This is a genomic window from Clostridium sp. UBA1652, from assembly GCF_002320975.1.
In the GTDB taxonomy this organism is placed as follows: domain Bacteria; phylum Bacillota; class Clostridia; order Clostridiales; family Clostridiaceae; genus Clostridium_T; species Clostridium_T intestinale.
The window spans coordinates 92,438-118,425 of record NZ_DCLI01000020.1 but is presented as its reverse complement, the minus strand read 5'-3'; the positions used below and the strand labels follow the sequence as shown (position 1 = coordinate 118,425).

The 25,988-nt window shown below is 28.3% G+C and carries 33 protein-coding genes; all 33 read left to right on the top strand.

The features are described 5' to 3' along the window. Window positions 1–1,432, top strand: a 1,432-nt coding sequence (locus tag B3N22_RS03090) for a GspE/PulE family protein (RefSeq protein WP_286904770.1), incomplete at its 5' end; no start/stop codon positions are given. Continuing rightward, window positions 1,422–2,453, top strand: a complete 1,032-nt coding sequence (locus B3N22_RS03085; RefSeq protein ID WP_286904768.1) for a type II secretion system F family protein — start codon at window positions 1,422–1,424, stop codon at window positions 2,451–2,453. The genes B3N22_RS03090 and B3N22_RS03085, both read left to right, overlap by 11 nt. Further along, window positions 2,450–2,875 (top strand): type II secretion system protein, encoded by a 426-nt coding sequence (locus tag B3N22_RS03080; RefSeq protein WP_073019757.1) that lies wholly within the window; start codon window positions 2,450–2,452, stop codon window positions 2,873–2,875. The genes B3N22_RS03085 and B3N22_RS03080 overlap by 4 nt, the downstream gene beginning before the upstream one ends. Beyond that, window positions 2,865–3,311, top strand: coding sequence for a hypothetical protein (locus B3N22_RS03075; protein WP_286904766.1), 447 nt, complete (start codon window positions 2,865–2,867; stop codon window positions 3,309–3,311). Before B3N22_RS03080 ends, B3N22_RS03075 begins: the two co-directional genes overlap by 11 nt. Then, the gene (locus tag B3N22_RS03070) at window positions 3,308–3,745 is read left to right on the top strand and encodes a type II secretion system protein (protein ID WP_286904765.1); all 438 of its coding nucleotides are present in this window, start codon (window positions 3,308–3,310) and stop codon (window positions 3,743–3,745) included. Before B3N22_RS03075 ends, B3N22_RS03070 begins: the two co-directional genes overlap by 4 nt. Next, a complete protein-coding gene (locus B3N22_RS03065; RefSeq protein WP_286904764.1) occupies window positions 3,723–4,151 on the top strand; it encodes a hypothetical protein in 429 nt (142 codons plus the stop codon). Before B3N22_RS03070 ends, B3N22_RS03065 begins: the two co-directional genes overlap by 23 nt. 5 nt (window positions 4,152–4,156) lie before the next feature. Continuing rightward, a complete protein-coding gene (locus tag B3N22_RS03060) occupies window positions 4,157–4,828 on the top strand; it encodes a hypothetical protein (protein ID WP_286904763.1) in 672 nt (223 codons plus the stop codon). Then, entirely contained in the window at window positions 4,815–5,225 is a 411-nt protein-coding gene (locus B3N22_RS03055; RefSeq protein ID WP_073019746.1) for a hypothetical protein, read from the top strand. Before B3N22_RS03060 ends, B3N22_RS03055 begins: the two co-directional genes overlap by 14 nt. Further along, window positions 5,218–5,607 carry a hypothetical protein gene (locus B3N22_RS03050; protein WP_286904760.1) on the top strand — a complete coding sequence of 130 codons (390 nt, stop codon included), beginning with the start codon at window positions 5,218–5,220 and terminating at the stop codon, window positions 5,605–5,607. Before B3N22_RS03055 ends, B3N22_RS03050 begins: the two co-directional genes overlap by 8 nt. A 157-nt stretch (window positions 5,608–5,764) precedes the next feature. Beyond that, window positions 5,765–6,322 carry an elongation factor P gene (gene efp, locus B3N22_RS03045; protein ID WP_021801442.1) on the top strand — a complete coding sequence of 186 codons (558 nt, stop codon included), beginning with the start codon at window positions 5,765–5,767 and terminating at the stop codon, window positions 6,320–6,322. A gap of 56 nt (window positions 6,323–6,378) precedes the next feature. Beyond that, window positions 6,379–6,735: a CD1247 N-terminal domain-containing protein gene (locus B3N22_RS03040; RefSeq protein ID WP_286904757.1), complete on the top strand. Its 357-nt coding sequence runs from the start codon at window positions 6,379–6,381 to the stop codon at window positions 6,733–6,735. A gap of 294 nt (window positions 6,736–7,029) precedes the next feature. Continuing rightward, window positions 7,030–7,935 carry a stage III sporulation protein AA gene (spoIIIAA, locus tag B3N22_RS03035; protein WP_286904755.1) on the top strand — a complete coding sequence of 302 codons (906 nt, stop codon included), beginning with the start codon at window positions 7,030–7,032 and terminating at the stop codon, window positions 7,933–7,935. Then, a complete protein-coding gene (spoIIIAB, locus tag B3N22_RS03030; protein ID WP_286904753.1) occupies window positions 7,932–8,450 on the top strand; it encodes a stage III sporulation protein SpoIIIAB in 519 nt (172 codons plus the stop codon). Before spoIIIAA ends, spoIIIAB begins: the two co-directional genes overlap by 4 nt. Before the next feature lie 9 nt (window positions 8,451–8,459). Next, window positions 8,460–8,657: a stage III sporulation protein AC gene (gene spoIIIAC, locus B3N22_RS03025; RefSeq protein WP_021801445.1), complete on the top strand. Its 198-nt coding sequence runs from the start codon at window positions 8,460–8,462 to the stop codon at window positions 8,655–8,657. A gap of 9 nt (window positions 8,658–8,666) precedes the next feature. Further along, complete coding sequence (gene spoIIIAD, locus B3N22_RS03020; RefSeq protein WP_073019734.1) at window positions 8,667–9,050, top strand: stage III sporulation protein AD; 384 nt, start codon at window positions 8,667–8,669, stop codon at window positions 9,048–9,050. A gap of 9 nt (window positions 9,051–9,059) precedes the next feature. Beyond that, on the top strand, window positions 9,060–10,223 hold the full coding sequence (spoIIIAE, locus tag B3N22_RS03015; protein ID WP_414632216.1) for a stage III sporulation protein AE: 1,164 nt from the start codon (window positions 9,060–9,062) through the stop codon (window positions 10,221–10,223). A 2-nt stretch (window positions 10,224–10,225) separates the two neighbouring features. Next, on the top strand, window positions 10,226–10,792 hold the full coding sequence (gene spoIIIAF, locus B3N22_RS03010) for a stage III sporulation protein AF (RefSeq protein ID WP_073019730.1): 567 nt from the start codon (window positions 10,226–10,228) through the stop codon (window positions 10,790–10,792). 11 nt (window positions 10,793–10,803) lie between these two features. Beyond that, the gene (gene spoIIIAG, locus B3N22_RS03005; protein ID WP_021801449.1) at window positions 10,804–11,382 is read left to right on the top strand and encodes a stage III sporulation protein AG; all 579 of its coding nucleotides are present in this window, start codon (window positions 10,804–10,806) and stop codon (window positions 11,380–11,382) included. 156 nt (window positions 11,383–11,538) lie between these two features. Continuing rightward, the gene (locus B3N22_RS03000; RefSeq protein WP_073019728.1) at window positions 11,539–12,042 is read left to right on the top strand and encodes a SpoIIIAH-like family protein; all 504 of its coding nucleotides are present in this window, start codon (window positions 11,539–11,541) and stop codon (window positions 12,040–12,042) included. A gap of 76 nt (window positions 12,043–12,118) precedes the next feature. Further along, a complete protein-coding gene (locus tag B3N22_RS02995) occupies window positions 12,119–12,496 on the top strand; it encodes an Asp23/Gls24 family envelope stress response protein (RefSeq protein ID WP_021801451.1) in 378 nt (125 codons plus the stop codon). A 114-nt stretch (window positions 12,497–12,610) separates the two neighbouring features. Next, complete coding sequence (nusB, locus tag B3N22_RS02990) at window positions 12,611–13,018, top strand: transcription antitermination factor NusB (protein ID WP_073019726.1); 408 nt, start codon at window positions 12,611–12,613, stop codon at window positions 13,016–13,018. Window positions 13,019–13,036: 18 nt separating this feature from the next. Next, the gene (locus tag B3N22_RS02985) at window positions 13,037–13,873 is read left to right on the top strand and encodes a tetrahydrofolate dehydrogenase/cyclohydrolase catalytic domain-containing protein (RefSeq protein WP_238907369.1); all 837 of its coding nucleotides are present in this window, start codon (window positions 13,037–13,039) and stop codon (window positions 13,871–13,873) included. Next, the gene (gene xseA, locus B3N22_RS02980; protein ID WP_286904749.1) at window positions 13,874–15,070 is read left to right on the top strand and encodes an exodeoxyribonuclease VII large subunit; all 1,197 of its coding nucleotides are present in this window, start codon (window positions 13,874–13,876) and stop codon (window positions 15,068–15,070) included. A gap of 13 nt (window positions 15,071–15,083) precedes the next feature. Continuing rightward, a complete protein-coding gene (xseB, locus tag B3N22_RS02975) occupies window positions 15,084–15,296 on the top strand; it encodes an exodeoxyribonuclease VII small subunit (RefSeq protein WP_073019719.1) in 213 nt (70 codons plus the stop codon). A 3-nt stretch (window positions 15,297–15,299) separates the two neighbouring features. Then, complete coding sequence (locus B3N22_RS02970; RefSeq protein WP_286904748.1) at window positions 15,300–16,169, top strand: polyprenyl synthetase family protein; 870 nt, start codon at window positions 15,300–15,302, stop codon at window positions 16,167–16,169. A gap of 16 nt (window positions 16,170–16,185) precedes the next feature. Next, window positions 16,186–18,045, top strand: a complete 1,860-nt coding sequence (dxs, locus tag B3N22_RS02965) for a 1-deoxy-D-xylulose-5-phosphate synthase (RefSeq protein WP_286904746.1) — start codon at window positions 16,186–16,188, stop codon at window positions 18,043–18,045. Window positions 18,046–18,060: 15 nt separating this feature from the next. After that, the gene (locus B3N22_RS02960; protein ID WP_073019712.1) at window positions 18,061–18,870 is read left to right on the top strand and encodes a TlyA family RNA methyltransferase; all 810 of its coding nucleotides are present in this window, start codon (window positions 18,061–18,063) and stop codon (window positions 18,868–18,870) included. Between the two features lie 22 nt (window positions 18,871–18,892). After that, window positions 18,893–19,756 (top strand): NAD(+)/NADH kinase, encoded by an 864-nt coding sequence (locus B3N22_RS02955; protein WP_073019709.1) that lies wholly within the window; start codon window positions 18,893–18,895, stop codon window positions 19,754–19,756. After that, a complete protein-coding gene (locus B3N22_RS02950; RefSeq protein ID WP_021801460.1) occupies window positions 19,746–20,198 on the top strand; it encodes an arginine repressor in 453 nt (150 codons plus the stop codon). The genes B3N22_RS02955 and B3N22_RS02950 overlap by 11 nt, the downstream gene beginning before the upstream one ends. A 20-nt stretch (window positions 20,199–20,218) precedes the next feature. Then, window positions 20,219–21,964, top strand: a complete 1,746-nt coding sequence (recN, locus tag B3N22_RS02945) for a DNA repair protein RecN (RefSeq protein ID WP_286904743.1) — start codon at window positions 20,219–20,221, stop codon at window positions 21,962–21,964. 137 nt (window positions 21,965–22,101) lie between these two features. Then, on the top strand, window positions 22,102–23,286 hold the full coding sequence (gene spoIVB / locus B3N22_RS02940) for a SpoIVB peptidase (protein ID WP_286904741.1): 1,185 nt from the start codon (window positions 22,102–22,104) through the stop codon (window positions 23,284–23,286). Window positions 23,287–23,492: 206 nt separating this feature from the next. Next, the gene (gene spo0A, locus B3N22_RS02935; RefSeq protein ID WP_021801463.1) at window positions 23,493–24,308 is read left to right on the top strand and encodes a sporulation transcription factor Spo0A; all 816 of its coding nucleotides are present in this window, start codon (window positions 23,493–23,495) and stop codon (window positions 24,306–24,308) included. 321 nt (window positions 24,309–24,629) lie between these two features. Then, complete coding sequence (locus B3N22_RS02930) at window positions 24,630–25,232, top strand: DUF1349 domain-containing protein (RefSeq protein WP_073019703.1); 603 nt, start codon at window positions 24,630–24,632, stop codon at window positions 25,230–25,232. Window positions 25,233–25,988: the final 756 nt, after the last annotated feature.

Here is a 25,988-nt window from a genome sequence, read left to right as displayed (position 1 = left end):
ATGTTCATTATACAAGGTGAATCTTATGAAAAATATTGAATCTATTTCGCTTAATTTAATAGACATAACCCTTCTCAATAAAGTACCCTTTGAAATATGTCAGAAGTATAAGATTTTACCCCTAGGGAGATTCAAGGGGAAGATTTACGTTGGTATGGAGGAAATAAAAAAAGAATATATAAGGTATTTAGAGCAAAATCTTTCTGAAGCCATTGTTCCGGTAAAAATTGATAAAGAAAATATAACCAAGCTCATATATGATGGCTTTGGTGTTAAAATTCATGACAGAAACAAATACATAGAAGAAAATATAATAAGTGATGCTATTGATAAAAATGCTTCAGATATACATTTTGAGCCGTTTGAAAAAGAAGTTAATATTAGGTTTCGATTAAATGGGTCTCTTATACTTTGTTATAAGATTACTCGTGAAGAATATGAGGCAGTAGTTTCAAGAATTAAAGTTAAAGGTAATATGGACATAGCTGACAAGCTGAAGGCTCAAGATGGAAAGATGGTATATAATTATAACGAAAATTTTTTGGATTTAAGGATATCATCCTTGCCTACTTATTATGGGGAAAAGATAGTTATAAGAATAATGTACAACAATGAAGATGATAAAAATCTTGAATCCTTGAGCTTTGATAAAAGAGACTTAGAATATATAAATAAATTAATTTCTATGAATAGTGGCATGATTTTAATAAATGGGCCCACTGGGTCTGGAAAATCTACGACGCTTTATTCTATTTTGAAAAAGGAAAATAGTAAGGACTTAAATATTATGACAATAGAGGATCCTGTAGAGGTTCTTATTAATGGAATAAATCAAGTTAATGTTAGCAGAAATGAGAGTGGTGATATTACCTTTCATTCTGGCTTAAGGAGCATTTTAAGACAAGACCCAGACATTATTATGGTTGGCGAGATACGTGATGAAGAAACAGCTAAGATAGCTGTTAGAGCGGCTATTACAGGTCACAAAGTGTATTCAACAATTCATACTAAAAGTTCTTACGAAGTATTTAAAAGATTAAAAGAGATGAAAGTTGAAGAGTATTTAATAGTAGATTCTATAATTGGAGTAATATCCCAAAGACTAATAAAAAGATTGTGCGATAAATGCAAAAAAGAATTTTATGTAGAAGAAGATTTAATAAAAAAATATAAACTTAAAAATAGTAGATACTTTAAGAAAAATGGATGTAAATATTGCAATAATACAGGATATTCAGGCAGAGTTTTGGTTTATGATTTACTTTTGATGAATAGTGAAAACAGAGAAAAGATAAGAAAATATTTATCAGGAAGTTATGATTTTTCAAGTGATTCAGGACATTTGAATAAATGCCTAGAGCATTTGGAACAAGGAGTAATTGATTTTGACGGTTTTAGAGAATTTGTAGATGGTGATATTTATGAAGATTAATAGAAAAGAAATAAACTATGAGAATTTGAGTTATATTTTAATTAATATTTCAGAAATGATAGATAGTGGCATAAATATTTTAGCAGCCATGGACATACTTGAAGATGGAATAGATGGTAGTAGAAATAAATTAATAATAAATAGGATGAAAGAGAATATAAAAAGTGGACACAGCATATCAGAAGCCTTTAAGAGTGAGGATTCAATGCCAAAGTTATGCAATGAATTAGTAGCAATAGCAGAGGAAACAGGAAGTTTAAATAAAGTTTTAATACAATTATCAAATTATTATAAGAAGCTTTATTCATTTAAGAAGCAAATAATAAGTTCATTGGCATACCCTATTATATTATTTTTATTGCTTGTTATTATGGTTGTGTTTTTATTTGTAATGTTAGTCCCTAGTTTCAGCGAAATGTATGCCTCAATGGAAATCGTTCCATCATGGCTTCTTGGAAAACTATTTAATCTTAGAGAATTTGCAGAGAACAATACTCTTATTTTCTATCTATATACAGTTAGCTATGGGATAGTGATACCTTACGTAGTTGTAGTTTATTTTTTAAAGGAATTAGCTATTAGAAATATATTAAAATTAAAGATTGTTTTTCAATATAAAGAGTATATTATGCTTATGATGCTCAACATGATTTTTGAGAGTGGAATAAATCTACAAAGGGCTTTTAGCAAGTTTTCAAAAGAAATTAAAAATCCATTAATTAAAAGTCATATAAAAGAAATAAATGATGGGTTACTTAAAGGAAAGTCTTTAAAGCTTACACTAAAACAAGAAAAAATATTTTCAGAATATACTTTAGCGGTAATTAGTATTGGTGAAGAGATAGGAAAACTTAGTGAGAATATAAATAGAGCAATGATAAAATCAGAGGAAAATTTAGTGCAAAAAACTAAAAAGATATCAGGTGCAATACAACCAACATTTATATTAATAATTAGTTTTCTCATTGTAGGGATAGTATTAACATTTCTTATGCCTTTATATCAAGGAATAAAAATATGAGGAAGAAAGGTTTTACATTAATTGAAGTAATATGTGCTTTAGCTATTTTGAGTGTTTTTGCAGCAACTACTATGACTATAATTAAACCTATGATAAAAATCTCTAAAGAGCAAGAAGCACAGACTGTAGTATATTTAACTGAGGATATACTTTGTTATGGAAAGCTTTATAGTAAATATAATGAAACTTACCTAAATGGAGTTATAGATAAGAAAAAAATCTATATTTATGCCAGTGGCTTTAGTAGAACTTACGACTTACCTAAAGGTTATGAATATTACACAAGTAATTCAAAGAAAACTTTTAAAATAAATAGTAAAGGTGAAATAGATATTTCCACTACGATATATCTAAAGTTTGAAGGAGAAAATGTAGCAGGGATATCTATAACAGTAGGAAGTGAAACATTAAATGTTAAGTAAAAAGAAAGGCAATGTATTAATTGAAATACCTATAGTAATTGCAGTAATAGCAATAGTTATAGTAATATCTTTTGAAGCTATGATTAAAGCTAATAAGATGTATAAGCTTAGAAATGATGTAAGAAAAAATACAGTAATTTTCAAGAGTGTAGTAGGAGAACTTAGATATAACTCTAAATACAATGAAATGAAAGACAAAATAGGGGAAAGTAGTACTTTTTATATAAATGAAGAAAATTTGATTTTAGATAAAATGAAGGAAAGTAATATTAAAGACCTTCTGGATAATAATTTGATAAATGATAAAAAGTTTGTACAAGTGGATGCGCATAAGGATTCTGATGTAATTTCTTTAGAAATTTCATTAAAAGGGGAAAACTCTCATGACTTAGACTTAAAAGAGTTAGTTTATATATCGGAGAACTTGGAGCTATGAAGAAAAAAGGTTTTACATTAATTGAGGTTATTGTGTATATTTCCATAGGAACTGTATTAATTACATTGATGATAGGAGTAATCTTTAACCTGGTAAAATTTCGAAAAGATTATATTAAAAGATCAATAGAAGAAGATATGGTCACTAATGGAATAATATCTATTTCAAGCAGATTAAACAAAGGACAGCTTAAAAATATAGAAGTTGAAAATAACAAAACCATAGCAATAAATGAAAATGGAAATAAAACATCTAAAATCACCCTATATAATGGAGCAGATTTAGCGGTATGTTATTATGAGGGCAATAGGCTACTAACTGTGAATAAGATAATAACAGGGATAAGTGATTTTGAAGTTGTTAAAAAACAAAAGTTAGTCTATATAAAAATTAGTATTGAGGAAAATGTATATGAAGAAGTTTTTAAAATCTAAAAAGGGTAATGTTTTATTAATTGTTCCCGTGTATTTAGTGGCAATATCGATAATTATAACCTTAATATATAAAATAATGATAGTTAATTCTGCTAAAAGCTACATATACCCTTATAAATATAATTCCACAGAAGTTTTTGAAGAGAGTGAATTAACTTTAGTTAATAATTATATAAAAAAGATAGATAAAACCAATATAAGAAATACTGAAGAATTAAAAAGCTATCTTATAAACAATAGGATAGTAGAAACATTAGGTACAAGTAGAATTTATTATGATAATAGCCAAGATTGTATATATATAGAGAGAAAAATAAAAGAAGGAACAATAAAAAATAGGCTAAATTATCGATTTGAAGATGAAAAGATAATAATAAGTTTAAGTAAATATTATGAAGGAGTGTAAGGACTATGATAGGTTCAAAAGAAATCATTATAGATGACAATTACATTACTTTTTCTAATCAAAAAAGGAAGTTTAAGTTGACTGAGTTTGACAAATACAAAAAGGAATTAAAGGGTAAAATCAAGGTTGTTTTAATTAATACAAGAATGGAAGTAATTAAAGTAATGCTAAATAAAAATGAAACTATTGAAAAGGTAATAGATGAAAATTTTTATAAACCAAAAGACAAATTGTTTCATTATATTAAAAACAAAAAATCCAATGACTTAATATTATACTCCATAGATAAACCTATGATTTTAGATAAGTTAATGGAGAGTGGACGGATAATTGCTATAAAACCATATGAGTTTATGCTTTTAAAGAAATATTCACCAAAGAAAAATATATTATTTAAGCCCTATGCATCTAAGGAAAAGAATAATAAAAAAATAATTATACACTCGGATTTTGGGAGATTGTTTTTATTAGCTATAGATGAAGATGAGTTGGTTTATAGTAAAAATATTAATCTTAATGAGTTTAGAGAGCTTAATAATTATATAAAGTTGTCAAAGACAAAAATGTTAAAAGAAAAAGAAGATAAAATAGAATTTAAATTCGGTAATCTTGAAAAAGGTTATTTAGATAAAGTTTTAGCTATGGAAGAGGTGGGAGTTAGAAGTGAGGAAGTTTAAAAATTTTATACCCTTAGATTATGAGGATAAGGAGAAAGTAAAAAGTGAATTTAGGGTTAAGAAAATTATAAAATTATTACTACTTATAAATTTATTACTCATTCCTGTAGCAGTTTCTAATATTAAAACTCAAGTTTTTAATAAAGAAGAAAAAAACTTAACTGTTAATGTAAAAGGTGAATTAATACCAATAGATAAAATAAGAATAGTGATGGATAAAGCTAGTGAATTAAATAGCGAAATTAAGATTAATAATTACAATTTTATTATAAAAACTTCAAAACTAGATAATAATGATAAGATGTTTCAGGAATTATATAAAAATAAGAAGATAAAAATTGAATCTGTAAATCACGGGGAAGATTTTGATGAAATAAAGGGTGTGTTAAATGAATAAAAATGTTTTGGTTAAACTTACTCTTTTAATAATCTTTTCTATAGGAAATATAATGGCTATTAATTATAAAGCTCCCGCTAAAGATATACCTAATAAAGTCAATATTCCTATAAGTTATGAGAATGTCAAAGAGTCTTTAGATAAAATAGATAATCTAATTATAGAAAAAGAAGAGTTTAAAGAAGATATTATTAAAGTATCCACCACATTAACAGGAGAAAAGAAAGAGCTTGAAGAATTAATAAAAGAGATAAACACAAACAAATTTATTAATGGAGTGGAGAATATATCAATAGAAAAATATCAAGAGAATTGGAAGTGGAATGGAGTAATAGTATTTAATTCTTATGTAGAATACAGAAATCTTCATAAAAATGAATAAATTGCTTAAAAGAATTGCATTCAAACAAGAGTTTTGATAAAATATCATTGTTGTTTAAATATAATAAATAACCCTTATCTAGGTAATTTAATTAGTATGATTTATTTATAAGGGGTTATAATATATAATGAATTAATACATTTTGGAGGGAAACTTAATGATATCAGCTAGTGATTTAAGAAAAGGCGCTACTTTTGAATTTGATGGACAAGTGTTTACTGTTTTAGACTTTTTACATGTTAAACCAGGTAAAGGAGCTGCATTTGTTAGAACAAAATTGAGAAATGTAATTGCAGGCGGAGTTGTAGACAGAACATTTAACCCAACTGAAAAATTCCAAGAAGCTGTTATAGAAAGAAAAGAAATGCAATATTTGTACTCTGATGGAGAATTATATTACTTCATGGATCAAGAAACTTTTGAGCAAATTCCACTTAACTTTGAAAAAGTTGAAGAAGCAATAAAGTACTTAAAAGAAAATATGTTTGCAATTATTAAATTCTATAAGGGAGAGGCTTTCTCTGTTGAAGCACCTAACTTTGTTGAATTATTAGTAACTCAAACTGAGCCAGGAGTAAAAGGTAATACAAGTACAAATGCATTAAAACCAGCAACTGTAGAAACTGGAGCTGTAGTAAATGTACCTATGTTTGTTAATGAAGGTGATGTTATAAGAGTTGACACTAGAACTGGGGACTACATGGAAAGAGTATAATATTAGCGCTAAGTCATAAGACTTAGCCCTTTTATTATAAGTGAGGAAGTGTAATTATGAATTTTAGAGATGAACTTGAAAATTTAGAATTATTACTTAAGGCTATTCCTGAAACTGATAAAAAAATCTTAGATTCATTTTCTAATATATTAAAAGGGTTTAATAATAAATTAGAAGAAATTGAAGTAAATATAGAAACTTTACAAGAGAACGTAGAGTTTTTAAATAGTGATTTATCTGAAATTCAAGATGATTTATTTGAAGAAGTAAGTTTAGAGGATCTAGAAGATTTTGATGAAGGTTTTGAGGAAGTAACTTGTAGTAATTGTAATAAGCCAATATTTATAGAAAAAAGTGCTTTAGTGAATAACGAAATAATTCCTTGTCCATTTTGTGGAGAAAGCATAGAATAAAAAAAGAATGTCACATGACTATATTTAAATAGGAGTGGCATTCTTTTTTTATTGCATAGGAAAGTGAATTCTTTTCTATGCAATAAAAAATGCAAGGGGTGCAGGGGAAGTTGTGTTCCCCTGCCTGTTAAGGAGGGTGCTCAGACACGTAGTGTCGTCGAAGGGAACCATAGGGTTCCCTAGCGAAGTGGCGACAGCCACTTTTTTTATGTAATTTTATTTTACATATTTTATTTATGTAGTTATATTTTTGGAAAAACATAAATAGAATTTATTGTAAGTGGAGGTGATGTTATGGATAGATATAATTCAATAATAGAGATATTACCAGAGACTATATTAAATAAAATAAGGCAAATTGATATGAATATTTTGCAGGAGCTTAGAATTAAGGTTGGATTACCTCTAATACTTGAAACCAATGTAGGAGAAAAAGTTATTGATTATATCTGTAGATACGAAGATTTAAAAACAATCACACAGAGAGTATCTAAATATTCTATGTATGCTTTTGAAGAAGACATAAGGCAAGGTTTTATAACTATAAAGGGTGGACATAGAATTGGATTAACAGGTGAATGGGTTATAGAAAAAGAAAAAGTAAAAACCATAAGAAATATTTCATCTTTAAATATCAGAGTTACTAAAGAAATATTGGGAGCAGCAGATTCGGTTATTCCATATATAACAAGTAAAAATACTGTTATTAATACTATAATAATTTCTCCACCTAAGTGTGGGAAGACCACCCTTTTAAGAGACATAACTAGAACCTTATCAAACGGAATAAGTTCTAGAGGATTTAAAGGAAAAAAAATATCTGTTATAGATGAACGAAGTGAAATTGGGGCTTGTTTTAAAGGCATACCTCAAATGGATTTAGGAATTAGAACAGATGTATTTGACAATTGTATAAAAAGTGAAGGAATGTTTATGGCAATAAGGAGTATGTCCCCAGAAGTTATAATCTGTGATGAAATAGGTACAAGTAAGGATGTGGATGCACTTATAAAGGCATTTAGTTCAGGAGTTAATATTATAACATCCATACATGGATATGGAATAAAGGATTTATATAACAGAGAGATATTCAAAGATCTCTTGATAAATAGAGTTATAAAAAGAGTTGTAGTACTTAGTAATAATAAGGGACCTGGAACCATTGAACAGATAAAAGAATTGGGGGAGGGAAGATCGTGATTAAAGGAATTCTTTTTCTAGGAATATTTATATGCTCAACATATTTAGGATTCAGTCTAGGTGAAAGCTTCATAAAGAGATATACACATTTAAGAGCTTTTGAAAAATCATTAGTGTTAATGCAAAATCAAATATTGTACGTCTATACTCCTCTGCCAGAAGTATTTGAATTTCTAACAGAAAAAGTTGAGGGGATATGGAAAGAATTTTTTAAGAATATATCTGAACTGTTAACTAATAATTTTACTGATGATGTATATGGAGCATTTAAAGACAGCATAAACAAGTACAAAGATAAGCTCTATTTAAAAAATGAAGATCTAGACTTAATAATTGATTTTTCAAAGTCATTAGGTGAGTCTGGGACATATGGGCAGGAACAGATATTTAGCTTAACTTTAAGCAATTTAAAAAATCATATAGAGGAAGCTAGAGAATTAAAAGAGAAAAATTGTAAAATGTACAGATATCTAGGGGCGTGTTTAGGTGCTGTAGTTATAATATTTTTAATTTAGGAGGGTATTATGTTAGACATTAACATGCTATTTAAAATAGCGGCAGCAGGTATTTTAATAATAATAATAGAAAAGGTACTAAAATCATCAGGTAAAGAAGATATTTCAACATTAACTAATATAGCGGGAGTTGTAATCATATTGCTGATGATAATTAATCTAATATCTAAGTTATTTGATTCCATTAAAACCATGTTTATGTTTTAGGGAGGAATTATGGACATAATTAAAATTATAGCTTTTTCTTTAGTTTCTTTGTTTCTTTTTATGTATTTTAAAGAAGAAAAGCCTAGTATAGCAACCCAAATATCCCTTGTAAGTGGAGTATTACTTCTTTTATTTTTATTAAGCCCAATAGGGGAAGTAATTACATTTTTAAAGGACATGTCATCAAAAGCGGATATAGATAGTTTTTATATTACGTTAGTACTAAAAATAGTTGGGATAACATATATAGCTACATTTGCTACAGAAATATGTAAAGAGGCAGGAGCTCAAGGAATAGCAAGTAGAATAGAATTGGCAGCTAAAATACTAATATTGGTCATAGCTATGCCTATATTAATGGGGGTACTAGATGCAATATTAAAAATAATGTAGAGGTATTATATGAAAAAAATGATAAGATTTTTACTAATCTTTTTTATATTAAGTATATCATTAACACAGTTCACTTTTGCAAGCGAAGTGACAAATAACTCTGATTCTTTGGAGCAGAGTAATAATGTTCAACAATTATATGACTATATAACAAAAATGAAAGATGATAACGAGTTAGTAAATGAATTAAATATAAGTGATTATATTAAAAACTATATATCAAAAGGAGATGGAGGAGTATCAACTTCAGATCTAGCTAAGATAACTTTTTCAGTAATTTTAAAAGAAAGTAAGACGGTATTAAAGCTATTAATTTCAGTAGTTGTTATGGCTATAATCTGTTCACTTTTAAAAAATCTGCAGGACGCATTTGGAGGTTCACATAGTGATATAGCTTTTTATGCTTGTTATGCAATTTTAATAATACTATTGTCTAAAAGTTTTTTAGTATCAATAGACTTAGCTAAAAATACAATTAATGGCTTAACAGATTTTATGATGGCATTACTGCCAGTTCTGGTATTTTTGATAGGGTCTGTAGGAGGAATAACTCAAGCAGCAACTATGGATCCAATACTTATGGGAGCTGTGACAATAGTTCCTAGGATATATGTAGATTTTATAATTCCTATGATTCTAATGAGTTTTGTACTTAATTTTGTTAATAATATTTCAAATGAGCATAAGATAAACAATATATGTAAATTGTTTAAGCAAGTTACTTTGTGGGTTCAGGGAATATTAGTAACAACTTTAATAGGGTTACTTACAATAAGAGGAATAACATCCAATGCTATAGATGCAGTGACATTAAAGACAGCTAAATTTGCGGTAGATAATTTTATACCCATTGTTGGTAAGGCATTTTCAGATGCTATTGCATCAGTAGCAGGTTATGCAGTTTTATTAAAAAATTCTATATCATCCTTAGGGCTACTTATAGTATTTCTTACCATATTAATACCAATTTTAAAATTAGTTCTGATTTCATTTATGTACAAGTTATCATCTGCATTAGTAGAGCCAGTTTGTGATAGTAGAATAACCAATTGTATAGCAGCTGCTGGAGATTATGTAGTTATGATTATTTCATGCATATTATCTATTTCACTTATGTTTTTTATTATGGTATCGGTGATGGCATCTACAGGTAAGTTTATTTTAGGAGGATAGCTATGGAATTAGTAAAAGATTGGGTTATAAAAATAGCTGTAACTTTAGTTTTTATGACAGCAGTAGAAATGTTAATAGTCAATAACTCCTTTAAAAAGTATGTTAAATTTGTTCTTGGCCTAATGCTTATAGTTGTTATCATAACACCATTAATAAACTTAGTTAGCAAATCAGACAATACTTTCATTGATACTTTTAGTAAGTATGAAAAACAATTAGAAGAAACAAGTAATGAGTCAAAAACTGTTGAGGCTAATGTAACAACGAAAAAGAAAATATTAGAAAATCTTCAAAATAACATAAATTCATCATTGAAAACAAAATTTGAAAATATGAATTTTGAAAGTGAAGTTCAAGGGGAAGTAGATTTAAATAAATTTGACATAAATATAAAACTTTTAAATATATATGTTTACGATGGAGGAATTGCTCCCGTAAAGAAAATAGAAATAGGTTCTTCTACTAAAAAAGAAGAAAGTAATGTTAAAAATAGTAAGGAAATTAAAGAATATTTAAGTGGTGAGTTGAAAATTGATAAAAGTAAAATAAACATATATTCAGCTAAATAAGGAGGGGTAATATGGATAAAAATGATTTGAAAAATAACATCCTTAAATCATTAAAAGATCCAAAGTTAATGAATATTATAGCTATACTTTTGATTGCTGTTTTTGCCTTTGTAGTACTAAGCTTTTTTAATAAAGATGGACAAAAAACTGTAGCAAAAAATACAACGCAAGAAACAGAAACAGTAGCTAAAACAAATGAAATATCTAATTATGAAGAAGCACAAAAAGAGGAACTAAGAAAAATACTAAGGAGCATAAAGGGCGTAGGGGAAGTGCAAGTAATGATGTACTTTGAGAGTAGTGAATCTAAGGTTCCTGCCATAGATACAAATGAACAAGCTAGTGTAACAGAAGAAACAGATGGAAATTCAGGTAAAAGGGTAACTAACCAAAATAACAATGCTAGCAAGGTAGTAATGGCTAGTGGGGATGATCCACTAATATTAAAAACCTTAAAGCCAAAGGTAACAGGTATAGTAGTGGTAGCTGAAGGTGCTGAGGCATCGAAGATTAAATATGATATTACTAAAGCATGTTCTGGGTTATATGATGTATCCTCAGATAAGATAAATGTATACCCCATGAAATAAGGTAAAGAAATATATATCTAAAAAATTATGTGAGATAAACATATATATTAAAATAGCAGTGAAATGAACGTATATCTAAAAAATTATGTGAGATAAACGTATATCTAAAAAATTATGTGCATATAATTCAATAGAAATAGATGGGAGGAATTAACAATGACAAGAAAACAATTTGGGATTATTTTTACTCTACTTGCATTAATAGTTTGTGTGGGGGTTTTGGCTGCAAGAGTTAATGGTTCTTTACCAGAATCGCCTGGAGATTTAAATCCAACAATAAAGTTAACAGATGATGAGAGTGATGCTAATGCAGATTATTTCTATGATCAAAGAAATCAACAAAATCAGGTAGACGCATCTACTATGGAATCGCTAAAGAAAATAATGAATGATTCTAATTCTACTGCTGCTGCAAAAGAAGATGCATCAAAACAATACAGTACATTAGTTATGAGTCAAAATTATGCATCAAAAATTGAACTAGAGATAAAAGGCAAAGGCTTTGAAGACGCTCTTTGTTTAATTCAAGGTGATGGTAAAAAAGCTACAGTAGTTGTAAAAAGTAAAGAAGAATTGAATCAAAAGCAAGCTAATGAAATACTACAAACAGTAATGAATGTTTCAAAGATCAAGGATGTAAAAATAGAAAGTAAGCAATAACATTGAATTTAAAAAGATATTTTGATATAATTAGCCTATGATAAAGTGCTTTAGAGCAAACAGGAGGTTATTTTAAATGGATGAACTTGTTAGAGATGAAAGTCTTGGAATAATCAAAATATCTGATGAAGTAGTAAGTGTAATTGCTGGTATAGCAGCTTCTGAAATAAGTGGGGTATATGAATTTAATTCGGGTGTTACCTCAACTATATTTCCAATAGGGAAAAAAAGTGCTGGTAAAAGCGTTAAGGTAAATGTTGATGGTAATGATGCAGTTATTGATATATCTATACTTGTAGCATATGGAGTAAGAATTCCAGATGTGGTTAATCAAGTACAAGAAAACGTTAAAAAAACTGTTGAAGTTATGACTGGACTTAAGGTTTCTAGTGTCAATATAAATGTCAACAACATAGTAATTCCTAAGGAAGAAAAGGTTTCTAAAGAAAAATAATTAAAATTTTTACCCTCTGACTTTCAGAGGGTATTTCATTGTGTTAAAATAATATAATATGTTTAATATAAATAAACAAGACAATAATAAGAATAGAAGATAGTGGAGGTACTTATGAATAGAAAAAAATCAAGAAGAGTGGCTATGGAGTTATGTTACAGTATGGAGATATCTAAGGATGAACCTAGCCTTGTACTGGAAAACTTTTTAGAAAACTACGAAGAGGATAAAACAGTATTAGATAAAGAGTACATAATTACAATATTAAATGCGGTGAATGAAAACAAAACTAGCATAGATTCTAAGATTGAAGAGTTTTTAAAGGGATGGAAGTTATCTAGAATATCAAAAGTTAATCTTTCAATATTAAGACTTGCTATAAGTGAAATGTTATATATAGATGATGTTCCTAAAAAAGTTGCTATAAATGAAGCTCTAGATGTTGCAAAAGAGTATTCAGATGAAAAATCAGTAGCATTTATAAATGGTATATTAGACAACATATATAAGGAAGAAAACTAATTTTCAGGGGGAAGTAACATGGGGCAAATAATTGATGGAAAAAAGATCGCGCAAGAAGTGAAAAATGAAATTATGGAGTTTGTATCAGAAAGAAAATCTAAAGGACTAATAGCTCCTGGAATAGCATCTATTCTAGTTGGGAATGATGGTGGTTCCATCTATTATCAAAATGCTCAAGAAAAAGTTGCAAATTCACTTGGAATTAATTTTAATAAGATTTTGTTAGAGGAAAATATTACTGAAGAAGAAATCGTTAATAAGATAAATAAACTAAATACAGATGAAAATATTCAAGGTATAATTATACAACTTCCACTACCAAAACATTTAAATGAAAAATACATAACCTCTTGTATAAGTGTAGATAAAGATGTTGATTGTTTGACTGATGAGTCTATGGGGAGGTTCTATAAAGGTGAAAAATCCTTTATACCATGTACACCTAATAGTGTAATAACTTTATTAAAAAGTTTAGATATAGAATTAAGTGGTAAAAAAGCTGTAGTTATTGGAAGAAGTAATATAGTTGGCAAGCCAGCCTTTCAACTTCTTATAAATGAAAATATGACAGTAACTATGTGCCATTCAAAAACAAAGGACATCAAGAGTATAACAAAAGAAGCAGATATATTAGTTGTAGCTATAGGAAAACCTAAGTTTATAAATAAAGAATATGTAAAAAAAGGTGCTATAATAATAGATGTAGGAACATCTTCATTAAATGGCAAAATAACCGGTGACGTAGACTTCGAAGATGTATTTGAGGTGTGTGATTATATAACACCAGTTCCTGGAGGAGTAGGAGCACTTACCACTACTCTTCTTATAAAAAATGCATGCGAGGCATTGAAATAAATGAAAATGAAGGTTCTAAAAGTAACAGAGGTTAATAGCTACATAAAAAGAATATTTGATAATGACTTTATTTTAAGCAATCTTTCTGTAGAAGGGGAAATTTCAAACTTAAAATATCATAGTTCAGGACATATATATTTTTCTTTAAAGGACGAAAATTCAAAAATAAACTGTGTTATGTTTAAAAGTGATGCTATGAGCGTAGATTTTAAACTGGCAGATGGAATAAAGATAATAGTAAAGTGTAGATTATCAAACTATGTTAAAGATGGAAGCTACCAGCTTTATATTAAGGAAATATCTGAAAGTGGGCTTGGAAGCTTACATATTCAATTTGAAAACCTTAAAAAGAAATTAAATGAAGAAGGATTATTTTCAGAAGATCATAAAAAAGCAATTCCTAAATTTATAAGGACATTAGGTGTAATTACCTCTCCAACAGGCGCAGCTATAAAGGATATAATAAATGTTACAAAGAGAAGAAATGATAATGTAGACATAATAATTTATCCAGCTTTAGTTCAAGGAGCAGAAGCCTATAAGACCTTAATTTCAGGAATACAATATTTTAATAAAACTAAAAATGTAGATGCTATTATTATTGGAAGAGGTGGAGGTTCTCTTGAAGAACTTTGGGCATTTAACGATGAATCCTTAGCAAGGGAGATTTATAAGTCCAAAATACCTGTAATATCAGCTGTAGGACATGAAGTTGATTTTACAATATGTGATTTTGTAGCAGACATTAGAGCTGCTACTCCATCTTCAGCAGCTGAAATAGCTATAGTTACAAAGGAAAGCTTGAGAGAAGAGTTATTTAACATAAAAAGTATGCTCAATAAAAGCATTAATAAAAAGTTAGACGAAGAAAAAAACAATCTTAATAACATCAAAAGATTTTTGCATATAAATTCTCCACAGAACATTATTATAAATTCTTATAATACAATAGATGGGCTTAAGTGGAGATTAAATAAAACACTAAAAACAAAAATTGATATAGAAAAAGAAATTATTTTTAGATACAATAAATTACTCCAAGCAAATAATCCTATAAGTATATTAGATAAAGGATTCAGTGTAATTAAAGATTCTAAAGGAAACACTATAAAATCTAAGGAAGATTTGAAAGATGGAGTGTATGAAATAATATTAAAAGATGGTATTGAAAAAAGAAAAATAAATACATTAGATTAGTTAGGGTGAGTTTATGGTTAAAAAAAATGAGACATATGAAAATATGCTTGAAAAATTAAAAGACATAGTAGATAAGTTAGAAAGCAATGAATTGAATATAGATGATTCCATGAAGATGTATGAAGAGGGAACCAAGCTTGTAAATAAGTTATATAAAACCCTTGATACGTTAGAGGGGAAGATAAAGGTTATAAGTGAAGAAGGAGAATTAGAAATAAAGGAGTAGTAAATGGTTATAGATAGTATTAAAGATTATTTTAATCATGAATTAGATAATTATTTTAAAGGTAAAGAGGGGTTTAATAAAATAATATATGAAGCTCAAGATTATAGCTTAAGAATAGGTGGAAAAAGAGTTAGACCTACATTATGTTTTTTAACATATTCTTTATATGAGGAAGATTACAAAAAAGTTTTACCTTTAAGCCTAGCACTTGAGATGATACATACCTATTCGTTAATACACGATGATCTTCCAGCCATGGACAATGATGATTTAAGAAGAGGTAAACCTACAAATCACAAAGTTTTTGGTGAGGCAATAGCTATATTAGCAGGAGATTCTTTATTAAATGAAGCATTTAATATATTAATAGACTTTTCTATAAAAAACGGAGAAAAAGCATTATTAGCTACTAAAGAAATAACTAATGCATCAGGCGCTGAAGGAATGATAGGCGGCCAAATAGTTGATATAATAAACGAAGGTAAAGTAATACAAGAAGAAGAATTATTATATATGCACAGTAAAAAAACTGGGGAATTAATTAAAGCTTCAATCCTATCTGGTGCCATATACGGAGGAGCTTCAAATGAAGAATTATCCAAATTAAAAAGATTTGGAGAAAATTTAGGGTTAGCCTTTCAAATCAAAGATGATATACTTGATGTAGTAGGAAACACTAATAAACTTGGAAAAAATGTAAAAAGCGATGAAAATAATAATAAAACTAATTTTATTACTATGTATGGATTGGAATATTGTAATAAGAAGTGTATAGAGCTTACAGATGAATGTTTAGAAATACTAAATTCATTAAATAAAGATGTAAAATCATTAAAAGCTCTAACATTAGAACTTTTAAATAGAGAAAATTAATTTGAAGGATGATAATATGGGTAAATTTTTAGATGAAATAAATGAACCTAAGGATGTAAAAGTATTAAATGAATCTCAGTTAGAAGTATTATCTAGTGAAATAAGAGAGTTTTTAATAGATAAGGTGTCAAAAACAGGAGGACATTTAGCCTCAAATCTAGGTGTAGTTGAGCTTACATTAAGTTTATTTAAAAATTTTGATTTTGAAGAAGATAAGCTTATTTGGGATGTAGGACATCAATCTTACGTACATAAAATTTTAACTGGTAGAAAAGAAAAATTTGATAAGTTAAGAACTTTTGATGGACTTAGTGGTTTTCCTAAAAGAGGAGAAAGTATATATGATTCTTTTGATACAGGACATTCTTCTACTTCAATTTCAGCAGCATTAGGAATGGCAAGAGCTAGGGATGTTTTAGGTAAAAAGAATAAAGTTGTAGCAGTAATTGGTGATGGTGCTCTTACTGGTGGAATGGCATTAGAAGCATTAAATGATGCTGGAGATAACAAAACAGATATAATTGTAATCATTAATGATAATGGTATGAGTATAGATAAAAATGTAGGTGGCTTATCATCGTATTTAAGTAAGCTACGTTTGGAGCCAAGTTATAACAAATTAAAAAATGAGATAAATGATACTCTTAAGAGTTTTGAAATTGGTAAAAACATAGCTGTATCTTTAAGTAAAATCAAAGATAGTGTAAAACAATTGGTTGTACCATCAATGCTTTTTGAAGATATGGGATGGAAGTATCTAGGCCCTATAGATGGACATGATTTGAAAGAATTAAATTCTGTTATATCTAAGGCTAAAGAATTAAATACTCCAGTAATTATACATACAATAACTAAAAAAGGTAAAGGATATGAGTTTGCTGAAAAAAATCCCAATAAATATCATGGTGTTTCTCCTTTTAACTCAACAAATGGGGAAATAAATGGTTCAAATGAAATTACATATTCTAAAGCGTTTTCAAATGCTATGGTAAGGCTTTCAGAAGAGAGAGAAGATATTGTAGCAATAACAGCAGCCATGCCTGATGGTACAGGATTAAAAGAATACTCTAGATTATTTCCAAAGAGATTTTTTGATGTTGGAATAGCTGAACAACATGCAGTTACATTAGCTGCTGGAATGGCAGCTGAAGGATTAAAGCCGGTTTTTGCCGTATACTCAACTTTTTTACAAAGAGCATATGACCAAGTTTTGCATGATGTTTGCATTCAAAATTTACCTGTTATATTTGCTATTGATAGAGCAGGTTTAGTTGGTGAAGACGGAGAAACACATCAAGGCATATTTGATATATCATATCTATCTCACATCCCTAACATGACCATAATGGCTCCTAAGTGTACTGGTGAGTTATATAATATGTTAAAATGGTCAATAAATCAAAATACACCTATAGCTATTAGATACCCTAGAGGTGGGGATGAAAGCAATAACTTAAAACCACTAAAGGAAATTGTTTTAGGTAAATGGGAGATAATTGATAATGGAGAAAAAGTAGCTATAATCTCAACAGGTAAAATGGTGACTAATTCATTAAATGCGAAAAGGTTATTATTAGAGGATAATATAAACCCTATGATAATAAATGCAACATTTATTAAGCCTTTAGACTATGAGCTTATAGATTACCTTATTAAAAATAATTATAAAATAATTACTATTGAAGATAATATTTTAAAGGGCGGTTTAGGTGATTCTGTTCTTTATTATTTAAATAAATGTAACTATAAAAAAAGCATTATTCAACTAGGATATGAAGATGAATTTGTAGAACATGGAGATGTAAAGACTCTATATAAAATTAATAAACTAGACGGAAAAGGAATTAGAGATAAAGTTATAGAAATTATAGATTAATTAAAGGAGTTAACTATGGCGGAAGCTAAAGAAAGATTAGATGTTTTATTGGTAGAACAAGGTTTTTTTGAATCAAGAGAAAAAGCTAAAGCTCAAATAATGTCAGGGAACATATTTGTAGATGGTCAAAGAGTAGATAAGTGTGGAGAAAAAATAAAGATAACTTCATCTATTGAATTTAAAGGGCAAAAAATTCCCTATGTAAGTAGAGGTGGATTTAAACTAGAAAAAGCCATAAAAGAGTTTAAAATTGAATTAGAAGATAAAGTATGCTTAGATATAGGAGCTTCTACAGGTGGATTTACAGACTGTATGCTTCAAAATGGCGCTAATAAGGTATTCTCAATTGATGTTGGGTACGGTCAATTTGCGTGGAAGTTAAGAACTGATCCTAGAGTAGTATGTATGGAGAGAACCAATATAAGATACGTTACTGAAGAACAATTGGGTGAGCAGGCTGATTTTGCATCTATAGATGTTTCATTTATATCAATCAATAAAATAATGCCAGCTGTATTATCATTAATAAAAGAATCAGGGGAAGTTGTATCTCTAATAAAACCACAGTTTGAAGCTGGAAGAGAAAAAGTTGGTAAAAAAGGTGTGGTGAGAGAAAAAAGCACTCATATCGAAGTAATAAATAAAATAGTTGAAAATTTAATAAAAGAAAATATAAATATATTAGATTTAAGTTTTTCTCCAATTAAGGGGCCGGAAGGCAATATGGAATTTTTGATATATTTTACAAAAGATTTAAGTAGAGAAACTAATTTTAAAATGCAAATGATAGATGAAGTAGTTAATAAAGCACATGAAAGTCTATAATAATTTTAAGATTGGAGAATATATGGATAAGATATCAGTATTAATTAATCCGTCAAAAGACAAAGGTGGAGAGATCTTAAGAGTTGTTTTAGGGAAGTTAGAAGATGCATTTTCTGATTGTGAAATATCTGTAGTTTATAATTGCGAAGATATAGCAGAGTCTATAGAAAAAGACATTGATTTATTAATAGTCTTAGGTGGAGATGGAACATTAATTGGAGCCTCTAGAAGATTAAACGGACATATTAATTGTCCTATATTTGGTATAAATATAGGGAATTTAGGATTTTTAACGTCGGCAGATATAGAAGATTTGGATAAGGTGATTTTAGATCTAAAAAAGGGAGATTACTTTATACAAGAAAGAATGATGTTAGAAGGAACTGTAATAAATGAAGGTGTTAAAAAGAAAAATGTTGCATTAAATGATTTTGTAATAGCTAGAGGAACCTTATCGCGTATGAGTAAGTTTACTATATATGTTGATGATAAGGAATTTACATCTATTAAAGGCGATGGAATAATAATATCCTCACCTACTGGCTCCTCAGCATACTCTTTTTCAGCTGGAGGTCCTTTAATTTATCCAACTTTAGATGTTATTCTCTTAACGCCTATTTGTCCTCACACTAAAAATATGCAGACAATGGTTTTAGAAGGTAAATCAAATATAAAAATAATAAGTGAAAGTTATGAGGAAGAGGTATACTTATCTATAGATGGTCAAAAAGCAGTAAAATTAGATAAAAAAGATGTAGTAGAAATAAGTAAAGCACAAAATAGCTGCAAAATTTTATTACTTAATGACTATGATTACTTTAAAGTAATTAGGACAAAACTTTTTAACTCTAATATTGATTGTGAAGGTGATTATGATGAAATCTAAAAGACATGATGAGATATTACAAATAATTAAGGATAAAGATATTGAAACTCAGGAAGAGCTTGCAGAAGAATTAAAAAGCTCTGGATTTGATGTTACGCAAGCAACAGTATCTAGAGATATAAAATTATTAAAATTAATAAAGGCTCAAGGAAAGTCGGGTAAATATAAGTACACTCTTCCAGCAGCAGATAAATATAATATTTCCGATAAACTAACATCAATACTAAAAAATTCAATATTACATGTTGAGAATGTAGATAAATTTGTAGTTGTAAAAACTATTTCTGGATCTGCAGCAGCTGCAGCTGAGGCTTTAGATACTTTGGACTTAGATGATATAGCTGGAACTATAGCGGGAGACAATACCTTTTTTATATTAGTTAGAAGAATAGAAAAAGCAGAAGAAATTGTAAGTAAACTTAGGAAGATGATAAATGAATAGAGCGTATAAGGTGGGTTAAAATGTTATTACAATTAAATATAAAAAATTTCGCATTAATAGAAGAGATGACTGTGGACTTTTATGAAGGATTCAACATCTTATCTGGAGAAACTGGTGCTGGAAAATCTATTTTAATTGAAGCAATTAACTATGTTTTAGGTGGGAAAGTTGGAAGAGATATAATAAGAACCGGAACTTTTAAAGCCTATGTTGAGGCTGTATTTTCGGTTAATAGTAAAAATATAAATGACATATTGAGAAATTTAGATATAGATGTTGAGGATGTTATTATAATCTCTAGAGAAACTTTTTTAAATGGTAGAAGTAATATAAAAATAAATGGGAAAAGTATTACTATTACTATTTTAAGAAAAATTACTGAAAGACTTGTAGATATACATGGTCAACATGAAAATCAAAATTTATTAGATAAAAGTAAACATATAAATTATTTAGATAGTTTTGGAGAAAAAAATTTAAGAGATTTATTAGAAGAATATAGATTGGTAAGAGAAAATCTATTATCTGTACGAAATAAAATTAAGGAACTAAATGGTTCAGAAGATAAAGAAAAGTTTGTAGATTATCTTAAATTTCAAATAAAAGATATAGAAGATGGGAACTTAAAGCTAGGAGAAGAAGAACAGCTTAGAGAAAGATTCGAATTATTATCTAATTCAGAAAAGATACTTAGCGCTTTAAATAAATCTTACGTTTTATTAAAAGATTCTAATACTGAAGGAACTATAATAGACAATCTTTCTAATGTTGTTGCATACCTAGAATCAATTGAGAATACTGTTTCAGAGATTAAAGAATTAAATAGTAGTCTTAATGAAACCTTTTATATCTTAGAAGAGGCTGCTAGAGAAATAAATAGATTATTAAATTCAATAAATTATGATGAATTTGAATTAGCTGAAATAAACGAAAGATTATATAAAATTTCTAACTATAAAAAGAAGTATTCATCTAATAATCAGAGTGTAGAAGAAGTTTTGGAGTATTATGAGAAGATTAAGTCTCAGTATGATGAAATAATTAATTCAGAAGAAATTATAAACAAGTTAAAAAATGAGGAAGACAAGATAATTATCTCTCTTAATAATATTTGTAGAAAAATTAGAGAAGAAAGAATAAAAGTAAGTACATATCTTCAAGATAAGATAATGAATGAATTAAGATATTTAGGATTAGAGAAGTGTACTTTTAAAATTTCTATAGATGAAGATTCAGATTTTAATAACAATGGAAAAGATAAGGTTTTATTTGTAGTATCCACGAATATAGGAGAACCTTTAAGAGCTTTGGATAATATAGTTTCTGGAGGAGAATTATCAAGAATAATGTTAGCACTAAAAACAGTATTTGTAGATAAAGATAATATAGAAACTGTTATATTCGATGAAATTGATACAGGAATAAGTGGAAGAGTAGCTCAATCTGTTGGAGAAAAAATCTTTGAAATATCAACTAAACATCAAGTTATATGTATAACTCATTTACCACAAATCGCATGCTTATCAGACACTCATTATTTTGTTTCTAAAGAAGAAAGAGATGGTAAAACTCTTTCTAAAATAAAAATATTAAGCGAAGAGGAAAAAGCAAAAGAAATTGCATTAATGGTAGGTGGAGCTAGGATAACAGATGTTACATTAGAAAATTCTAAAGAAATGATAAAATTAGCAAACGTAATTAAAGAAAATATAAAAAGATTAGAGAATAAAAATAGAAAAAATAGCCAAAATAAAATCGATAAGTAAAATCGGTTTTATTTTTTTGTTTTAAAGAAAAATAAAGGTATATTATTAAAATTATTGTCTATAATAACAAAGTTATTACAGGATATTGTAAAGTATACACGGGCAATTTAAAGATAGAGGCGAAAGGAGGAGAAAAAATGAAAAATAGAAAAATAAAAATTACTGCTTTAATTTTAACTCCCCTAATACTTCTATTTTTATTAGGAATAACTGTACCAAATAAAACTCCAAAGTATATATATACATCTACAGGAGAAATAGGTGATTATAAATTAACCAGTTCACCTATATACTCTAAAAAAGTTGAATCAAACAAATTAAATATAAATCTTTTTGGTTTGATTACGGTAAAAAGTGTAGATATTAAAAATGTCAAAGATTTGGAGGTATATCCTGGAGGAACGCCAGTTGGCATAAAATTATCATCTAAAGGAGTTTTGGTAGTAGGATATTCAGACATACAGATAGAAGATAAAAAGATTTCATCTCCAGCAAAAGAAATAGGTATAGAAATAGGTGATTTAATACTAAAAATCAATAATGAGGATGTGGAAGATTCTCAGGATTTAGTTAGAAAAGTAAGTAGTAGTAAAAGTGATGAAATTAAGATTGAAGTATCAAAAAATGGTAAAAGTGAAATTAAAACACTTAATAGAATCAAAGCTACTACAGACGGTAAATACAAGATAGGATTATGGGTGAGAGACTCTACAGCAGGAGTAGGAACATTAACTTTTTCGCATAAAGAAACAGGATATTATGGAGCATTAGGGCATGCGATAATTGATGGAGATACTAATTCATTAATTACAGTAAAAAAAGGGGACTTAGTGAAGTCTTCAATAATAAATGTTAGAAAAAGTGAAAAAGGATCTCCAGGAGAACTAAGAGGAATTTTCTTAGATGAAGAATCTCCATTAGGCTTAATATCACAAAACACGTATTGTGGTATTTTTGGAAAACTAAATGAGAATTATCAGCCAAGAAGTAATCCCATAAAAGTTGGTTTTAGGGATGAAATAAAAGAAGGAAAAGCACAAATATTAACCACTGTTGATGAAAATGGACCACAATATTATGACATTAAAATAACAAAATTACTTGCACAGGATGAAGCTGGACCTAAAAGCATGGTTATTGAAGTAACAGACCCAAAACTATTAGATAAAACAGGTGGTATAGTTCAAGGTATGAGTGGTTCACCAATAATACAAAATGGAAAAATAGTAGGTGCAGTAACGCATGTTTTGATAAATAATCCTAAGGTTGGATATGGCATATATATAGAGTGGATGTTAAAAGATGCGCAGATCATTAAATAATTCAAAAACCTCTCAATTATTTGAGAGGTTTTTGTAATATTTTTATAAAAAATATTAAAATTTTACTCTTATGTGTTATAATCTATTTATAAATAAAAGAGATAAAAGATTTTTTTTATTTTTTATACCAAATTAGAAGGAATTGGTGTGGATTTGTCGAATAGAAATAATGTAAAATTATGGTACAAAGTGAAGGGGAGAAGATTATGCAAAATTCAAAAATATCAGTTTTAATAGCAGATGACAACAAAGAATTCTGTAACATTCTTAATGATTATCTTTTAAATCAAAGGGATATAATAGTTACGGGTATAGCGAAAGATGGAATTGAAGCATTAAAATTGATTGAAGAAAAACAGCCCGATTTAGTTGTTTTAGATATAATAATGCCTCATTTAGATGGTCTTGGAGTTTTAGAAAGATTAGGTTCTATGAATCTTGATCCTATGCCAAGAATTATAGTATTAAGTGCAGTAGGACAAGATAAAATTACTCAAAGAGCTATAAGTTTAGGTGCAGATTATTATGTAGTAAAACCATTTGACATGGATGTATTTACTAAGAGAATAAGACAAATGTTCAATAATACTATTTCTGCAGAAGGAGTAAAAAAATCAATTCCGTTAATTGAAACACCAGAAATTAAGGTAGAAAATAAAAGAGAACCTATTGATTTAGAAACTGAAATAACTAATATCATACACGAAATAGGAGTTCCAGCACATATTAAAGGCTATATGTATTTAAGAGAAGCTATAACAATGGTTGTTAATGATATGGAACTACTATCAGCTGTAACTAAAGAATTATACCCATCTATAGCTAAGAAGTTCAATACAACTGCATCAAGAGTTGAAAGAGCAATTAGACATGCTATAGAAGTAGCTTGGGGAAGAGGTCAAGTAGAAGCAATCAATAAGTTATTTGGGTATACTATACACAATGATAAAGGCAAGCCAACAAACTCAGAATTTATAGCAATGGTAGCTGATAAATTAAGGCTTAAAAATAAAGTCAGTTGAAAGAGATAACACTAGGCTAAAAGCGTTTTAAGTTTAGTGAAAAAATCAATAAATATTTTAATATAATAAAGCCAACAAATACATGAGTGTAGATTTCACTAATCTATACTCTTTTTTTGTTGGATGAATATAATCAAGTGTTTTATATACGCATTAGTATTAAAATACTAAAATAATGAATTTAAAGCAAATTAACGTATTTAATAGGTTTTAAGTATATGGAAAATGAAACTTAAACTTATTGTTTTGTAATCCACAGTAACTTATAATTAAATAAATAATTACAAATTATTATGTATTATAAAGGTATGGAGGATTTATATGTTTGAATTTAATACTAAAGAGGCAAGATGGTTTTATAAGCCTCAAAGTTATGTGATTGAAAAAGATAGAATTGAAATTACAACTGATCCTAATACTGATTTTTGGCAAAGAACTTATTATGGATTCAGAAATGATAATGCTCATGTGTTTTATGTTACAACAGATGAAAAATACTTTACTTTTACGGTAAAGGTTGATTTTAATAGTACAGCATTATTTGACCAGAGTGGAGTTGCAATTTATCAGGATAGTGATAATTGGGTAAAAGCAGGGATAGAATTTCACGACAATAATACTGCATGGCTCGGAAGCGTAGTAACTAATCATGGATATTCTGATTGGGCAACCACCGACATTAGTTCATCAATAAAGTGCGTATGGTATAGAATAAGTCGACGAGAAAGTGATTATTGTATTGAGCATTCATTTGATGGTATAAACTTTAAACAAATGAGAATTTTTCACTTGTTCGAAGGTGGAGATGAAATTAATATTGGTTTACTTGCATGTTCTCCAAATAATAATTCTTTTAAATCTATATTTACTGAAATGAAAATAACAGAGTGTTTATGGGAAAAATATAATCCAATTACAAAGTAAGAGTCTAAAGTTATAGGCTCTTTTTTTTATAGGAATTCTAGCATTAAGGCATAGAGGTAAAAAGAATTAATAACAGATAAATTAAACTTTTTTATAAAAATCATGACAATAAATCACTAAAAAGAGAAAATCCGAATTGAAGAATTGCACTATTATTCGGTAGACACGCACTGCTGATCTGTAGAAGTTCGAAGAACTTCATCAAATTCAATCTCTTCCTCAGCTTCAATCTAATCCTTTTTTATATTGGCAAAAAGGAATCTAATGAGACTTGAGGAGAAGTCTCTACAGAGAAGTAGTGTAGCGTCAGTCTAATCCATATTGGTATATATGAATCTAATGAGATTTGAGAAGAAGCCTCTACAGGGCAGTAGTGCACAGTAAATCTAATCCTTTTAGAAGTTTAAGAATACTTTTTTATAAAAGATGAATAATGAGTAGGAAGAAAAGTAGACTACCCTATGTCAAAGTGTCAAAGTGTCAAAATTTCATTATGTTGTTGTGTCGTACTTAGAAGGAATCTAACGAGACTTGCACCGCTAATCGGTAGAAGCTCTCCTCAGCTTCAATCTAATCATTTAAGTCTCTACAGAATAGAAGTGCAGCGCCAGTCTAATCTTTTTTTATATTAAGAATAAAGTAAACTTTTTTTAAGAAAAGCTTGCAAAAAAGTCACAGAAAAAGTAGACTGCCCTAAGAAAGCGAGAAAGCGAGAAAGCGAGAAAGCGAGAAAGCGAGAAAGCGAGAAAGCGAGAA

Bases quoted from the DNA above. Each gene is read 5' to 3' on its own strand.
- B3N22_RS02950 (WP_021801460.1), top strand. From the start codon at position 19,746: ATGAAATCTAAAAGACATGATGAGATATTACAAATAATTAAGGATAAA.
- B3N22_RS03040 (WP_286904757.1), top strand. From the start codon at position 6,379: ATGAATTTTAGAGATGAACTTGAAAATTTAGAATTATTACTTAAGGCT.
- B3N22_RS03065 (WP_286904764.1), top strand. From the start codon at position 3,723: ATGAAGAAGTTTTTAAAATCTAAAAAGGGTAATGTTTTATTAATTGTT.
- B3N22_RS03080 (WP_073019757.1), top strand. From the start codon at position 2,450: ATGAGGAAGAAAGGTTTTACATTAATTGAAGTAATATGTGCTTTAGCT.
- xseA (WP_286904749.1), top strand. From the start codon at position 13,874: ATGAAAATGAAGGTTCTAAAAGTAACAGAGGTTAATAGCTACATAAAA.
- B3N22_RS03085 (WP_286904768.1), top strand. From the start codon at position 1,422: ATGAAGATTAATAGAAAAGAAATAAACTATGAGAATTTGAGTTATATT.
- B3N22_RS03000 (WP_073019728.1), top strand. From the start codon at position 11,539: ATGACAAGAAAACAATTTGGGATTATTTTTACTCTACTTGCATTAATA.
- B3N22_RS02995 (WP_021801451.1), top strand. From the start codon at position 12,119: ATGGATGAACTTGTTAGAGATGAAAGTCTTGGAATAATCAAAATATCT.
- B3N22_RS02930 (WP_073019703.1), top strand. From the start codon at position 24,630: ATGTTTGAATTTAATACTAAAGAGGCAAGATGGTTTTATAAGCCTCAA.
- nusB (WP_073019726.1), top strand. From the start codon at position 12,611: ATGAATAGAAAAAAATCAAGAAGAGTGGCTATGGAGTTATGTTACAGT.
- spoIIIAD (WP_073019734.1), top strand. From the start codon at position 8,667: ATGGACATAATTAAAATTATAGCTTTTTCTTTAGTTTCTTTGTTTCTT.
- xseB (WP_073019719.1), top strand. From the start codon at position 15,084: ATGGTTAAAAAAAATGAGACATATGAAAATATGCTTGAAAAATTAAAA.
- dxs (WP_286904746.1), top strand. From the start codon at position 16,186: ATGGGTAAATTTTTAGATGAAATAAATGAACCTAAGGATGTAAAAGTA.
- B3N22_RS03075 (WP_286904766.1), top strand. From the start codon at position 2,865: ATGTTAAGTAAAAAGAAAGGCAATGTATTAATTGAAATACCTATAGTA.
- spo0A (WP_021801463.1), top strand. From the start codon at position 23,493: ATGCAAAATTCAAAAATATCAGTTTTAATAGCAGATGACAACAAAGAA.
- spoIIIAG (WP_021801449.1), top strand. From the start codon at position 10,804: ATGGATAAAAATGATTTGAAAAATAACATCCTTAAATCATTAAAAGAT.
- B3N22_RS03050 (WP_286904760.1), top strand. From the start codon at position 5,218: ATGAATAAAAATGTTTTGGTTAAACTTACTCTTTTAATAATCTTTTCT.
- B3N22_RS02985 (WP_238907369.1), top strand. From the start codon at position 13,037: ATGGGGCAAATAATTGATGGAAAAAAGATCGCGCAAGAAGTGAAAAAT.
- B3N22_RS02960 (WP_073019712.1), top strand. From the start codon at position 18,061: ATGGCGGAAGCTAAAGAAAGATTAGATGTTTTATTGGTAGAACAAGGT.
- recN (WP_286904743.1), top strand. From the start codon at position 20,219: ATGTTATTACAATTAAATATAAAAAATTTCGCATTAATAGAAGAGATG.
- spoIIIAC (WP_021801445.1), top strand. From the start codon at position 8,460: ATGTTAGACATTAACATGCTATTTAAAATAGCGGCAGCAGGTATTTTA.
- B3N22_RS03060 (WP_286904763.1), top strand. From the start codon at position 4,157: ATGATAGGTTCAAAAGAAATCATTATAGATGACAATTACATTACTTTT.
- spoIIIAA (WP_286904755.1), top strand. From the start codon at position 7,030: ATGGATAGATATAATTCAATAATAGAGATATTACCAGAGACTATATTA.
- B3N22_RS02970 (WP_286904748.1), top strand. From the start codon at position 15,300: ATGGTTATAGATAGTATTAAAGATTATTTTAATCATGAATTAGATAAT.
- spoIVB (WP_286904741.1), top strand. From the start codon at position 22,102: ATGAAAAATAGAAAAATAAAAATTACTGCTTTAATTTTAACTCCCCTA.
- B3N22_RS02955 (WP_073019709.1), top strand. From the start codon at position 18,893: ATGGATAAGATATCAGTATTAATTAATCCGTCAAAAGACAAAGGTGGA.
- spoIIIAE (WP_414632216.1), top strand. From the start codon at position 9,060: ATGAAAAAAATGATAAGATTTTTACTAATCTTTTTTATATTAAGTATA.
- efp (WP_021801442.1), top strand. From the start codon at position 5,765: ATGATATCAGCTAGTGATTTAAGAAAAGGCGCTACTTTTGAATTTGAT.
- B3N22_RS03070 (WP_286904765.1), top strand. From the start codon at position 3,308: ATGAAGAAAAAAGGTTTTACATTAATTGAGGTTATTGTGTATATTTCC.
- spoIIIAF (WP_073019730.1), top strand. From the start codon at position 10,226: ATGGAATTAGTAAAAGATTGGGTTATAAAAATAGCTGTAACTTTAGTT.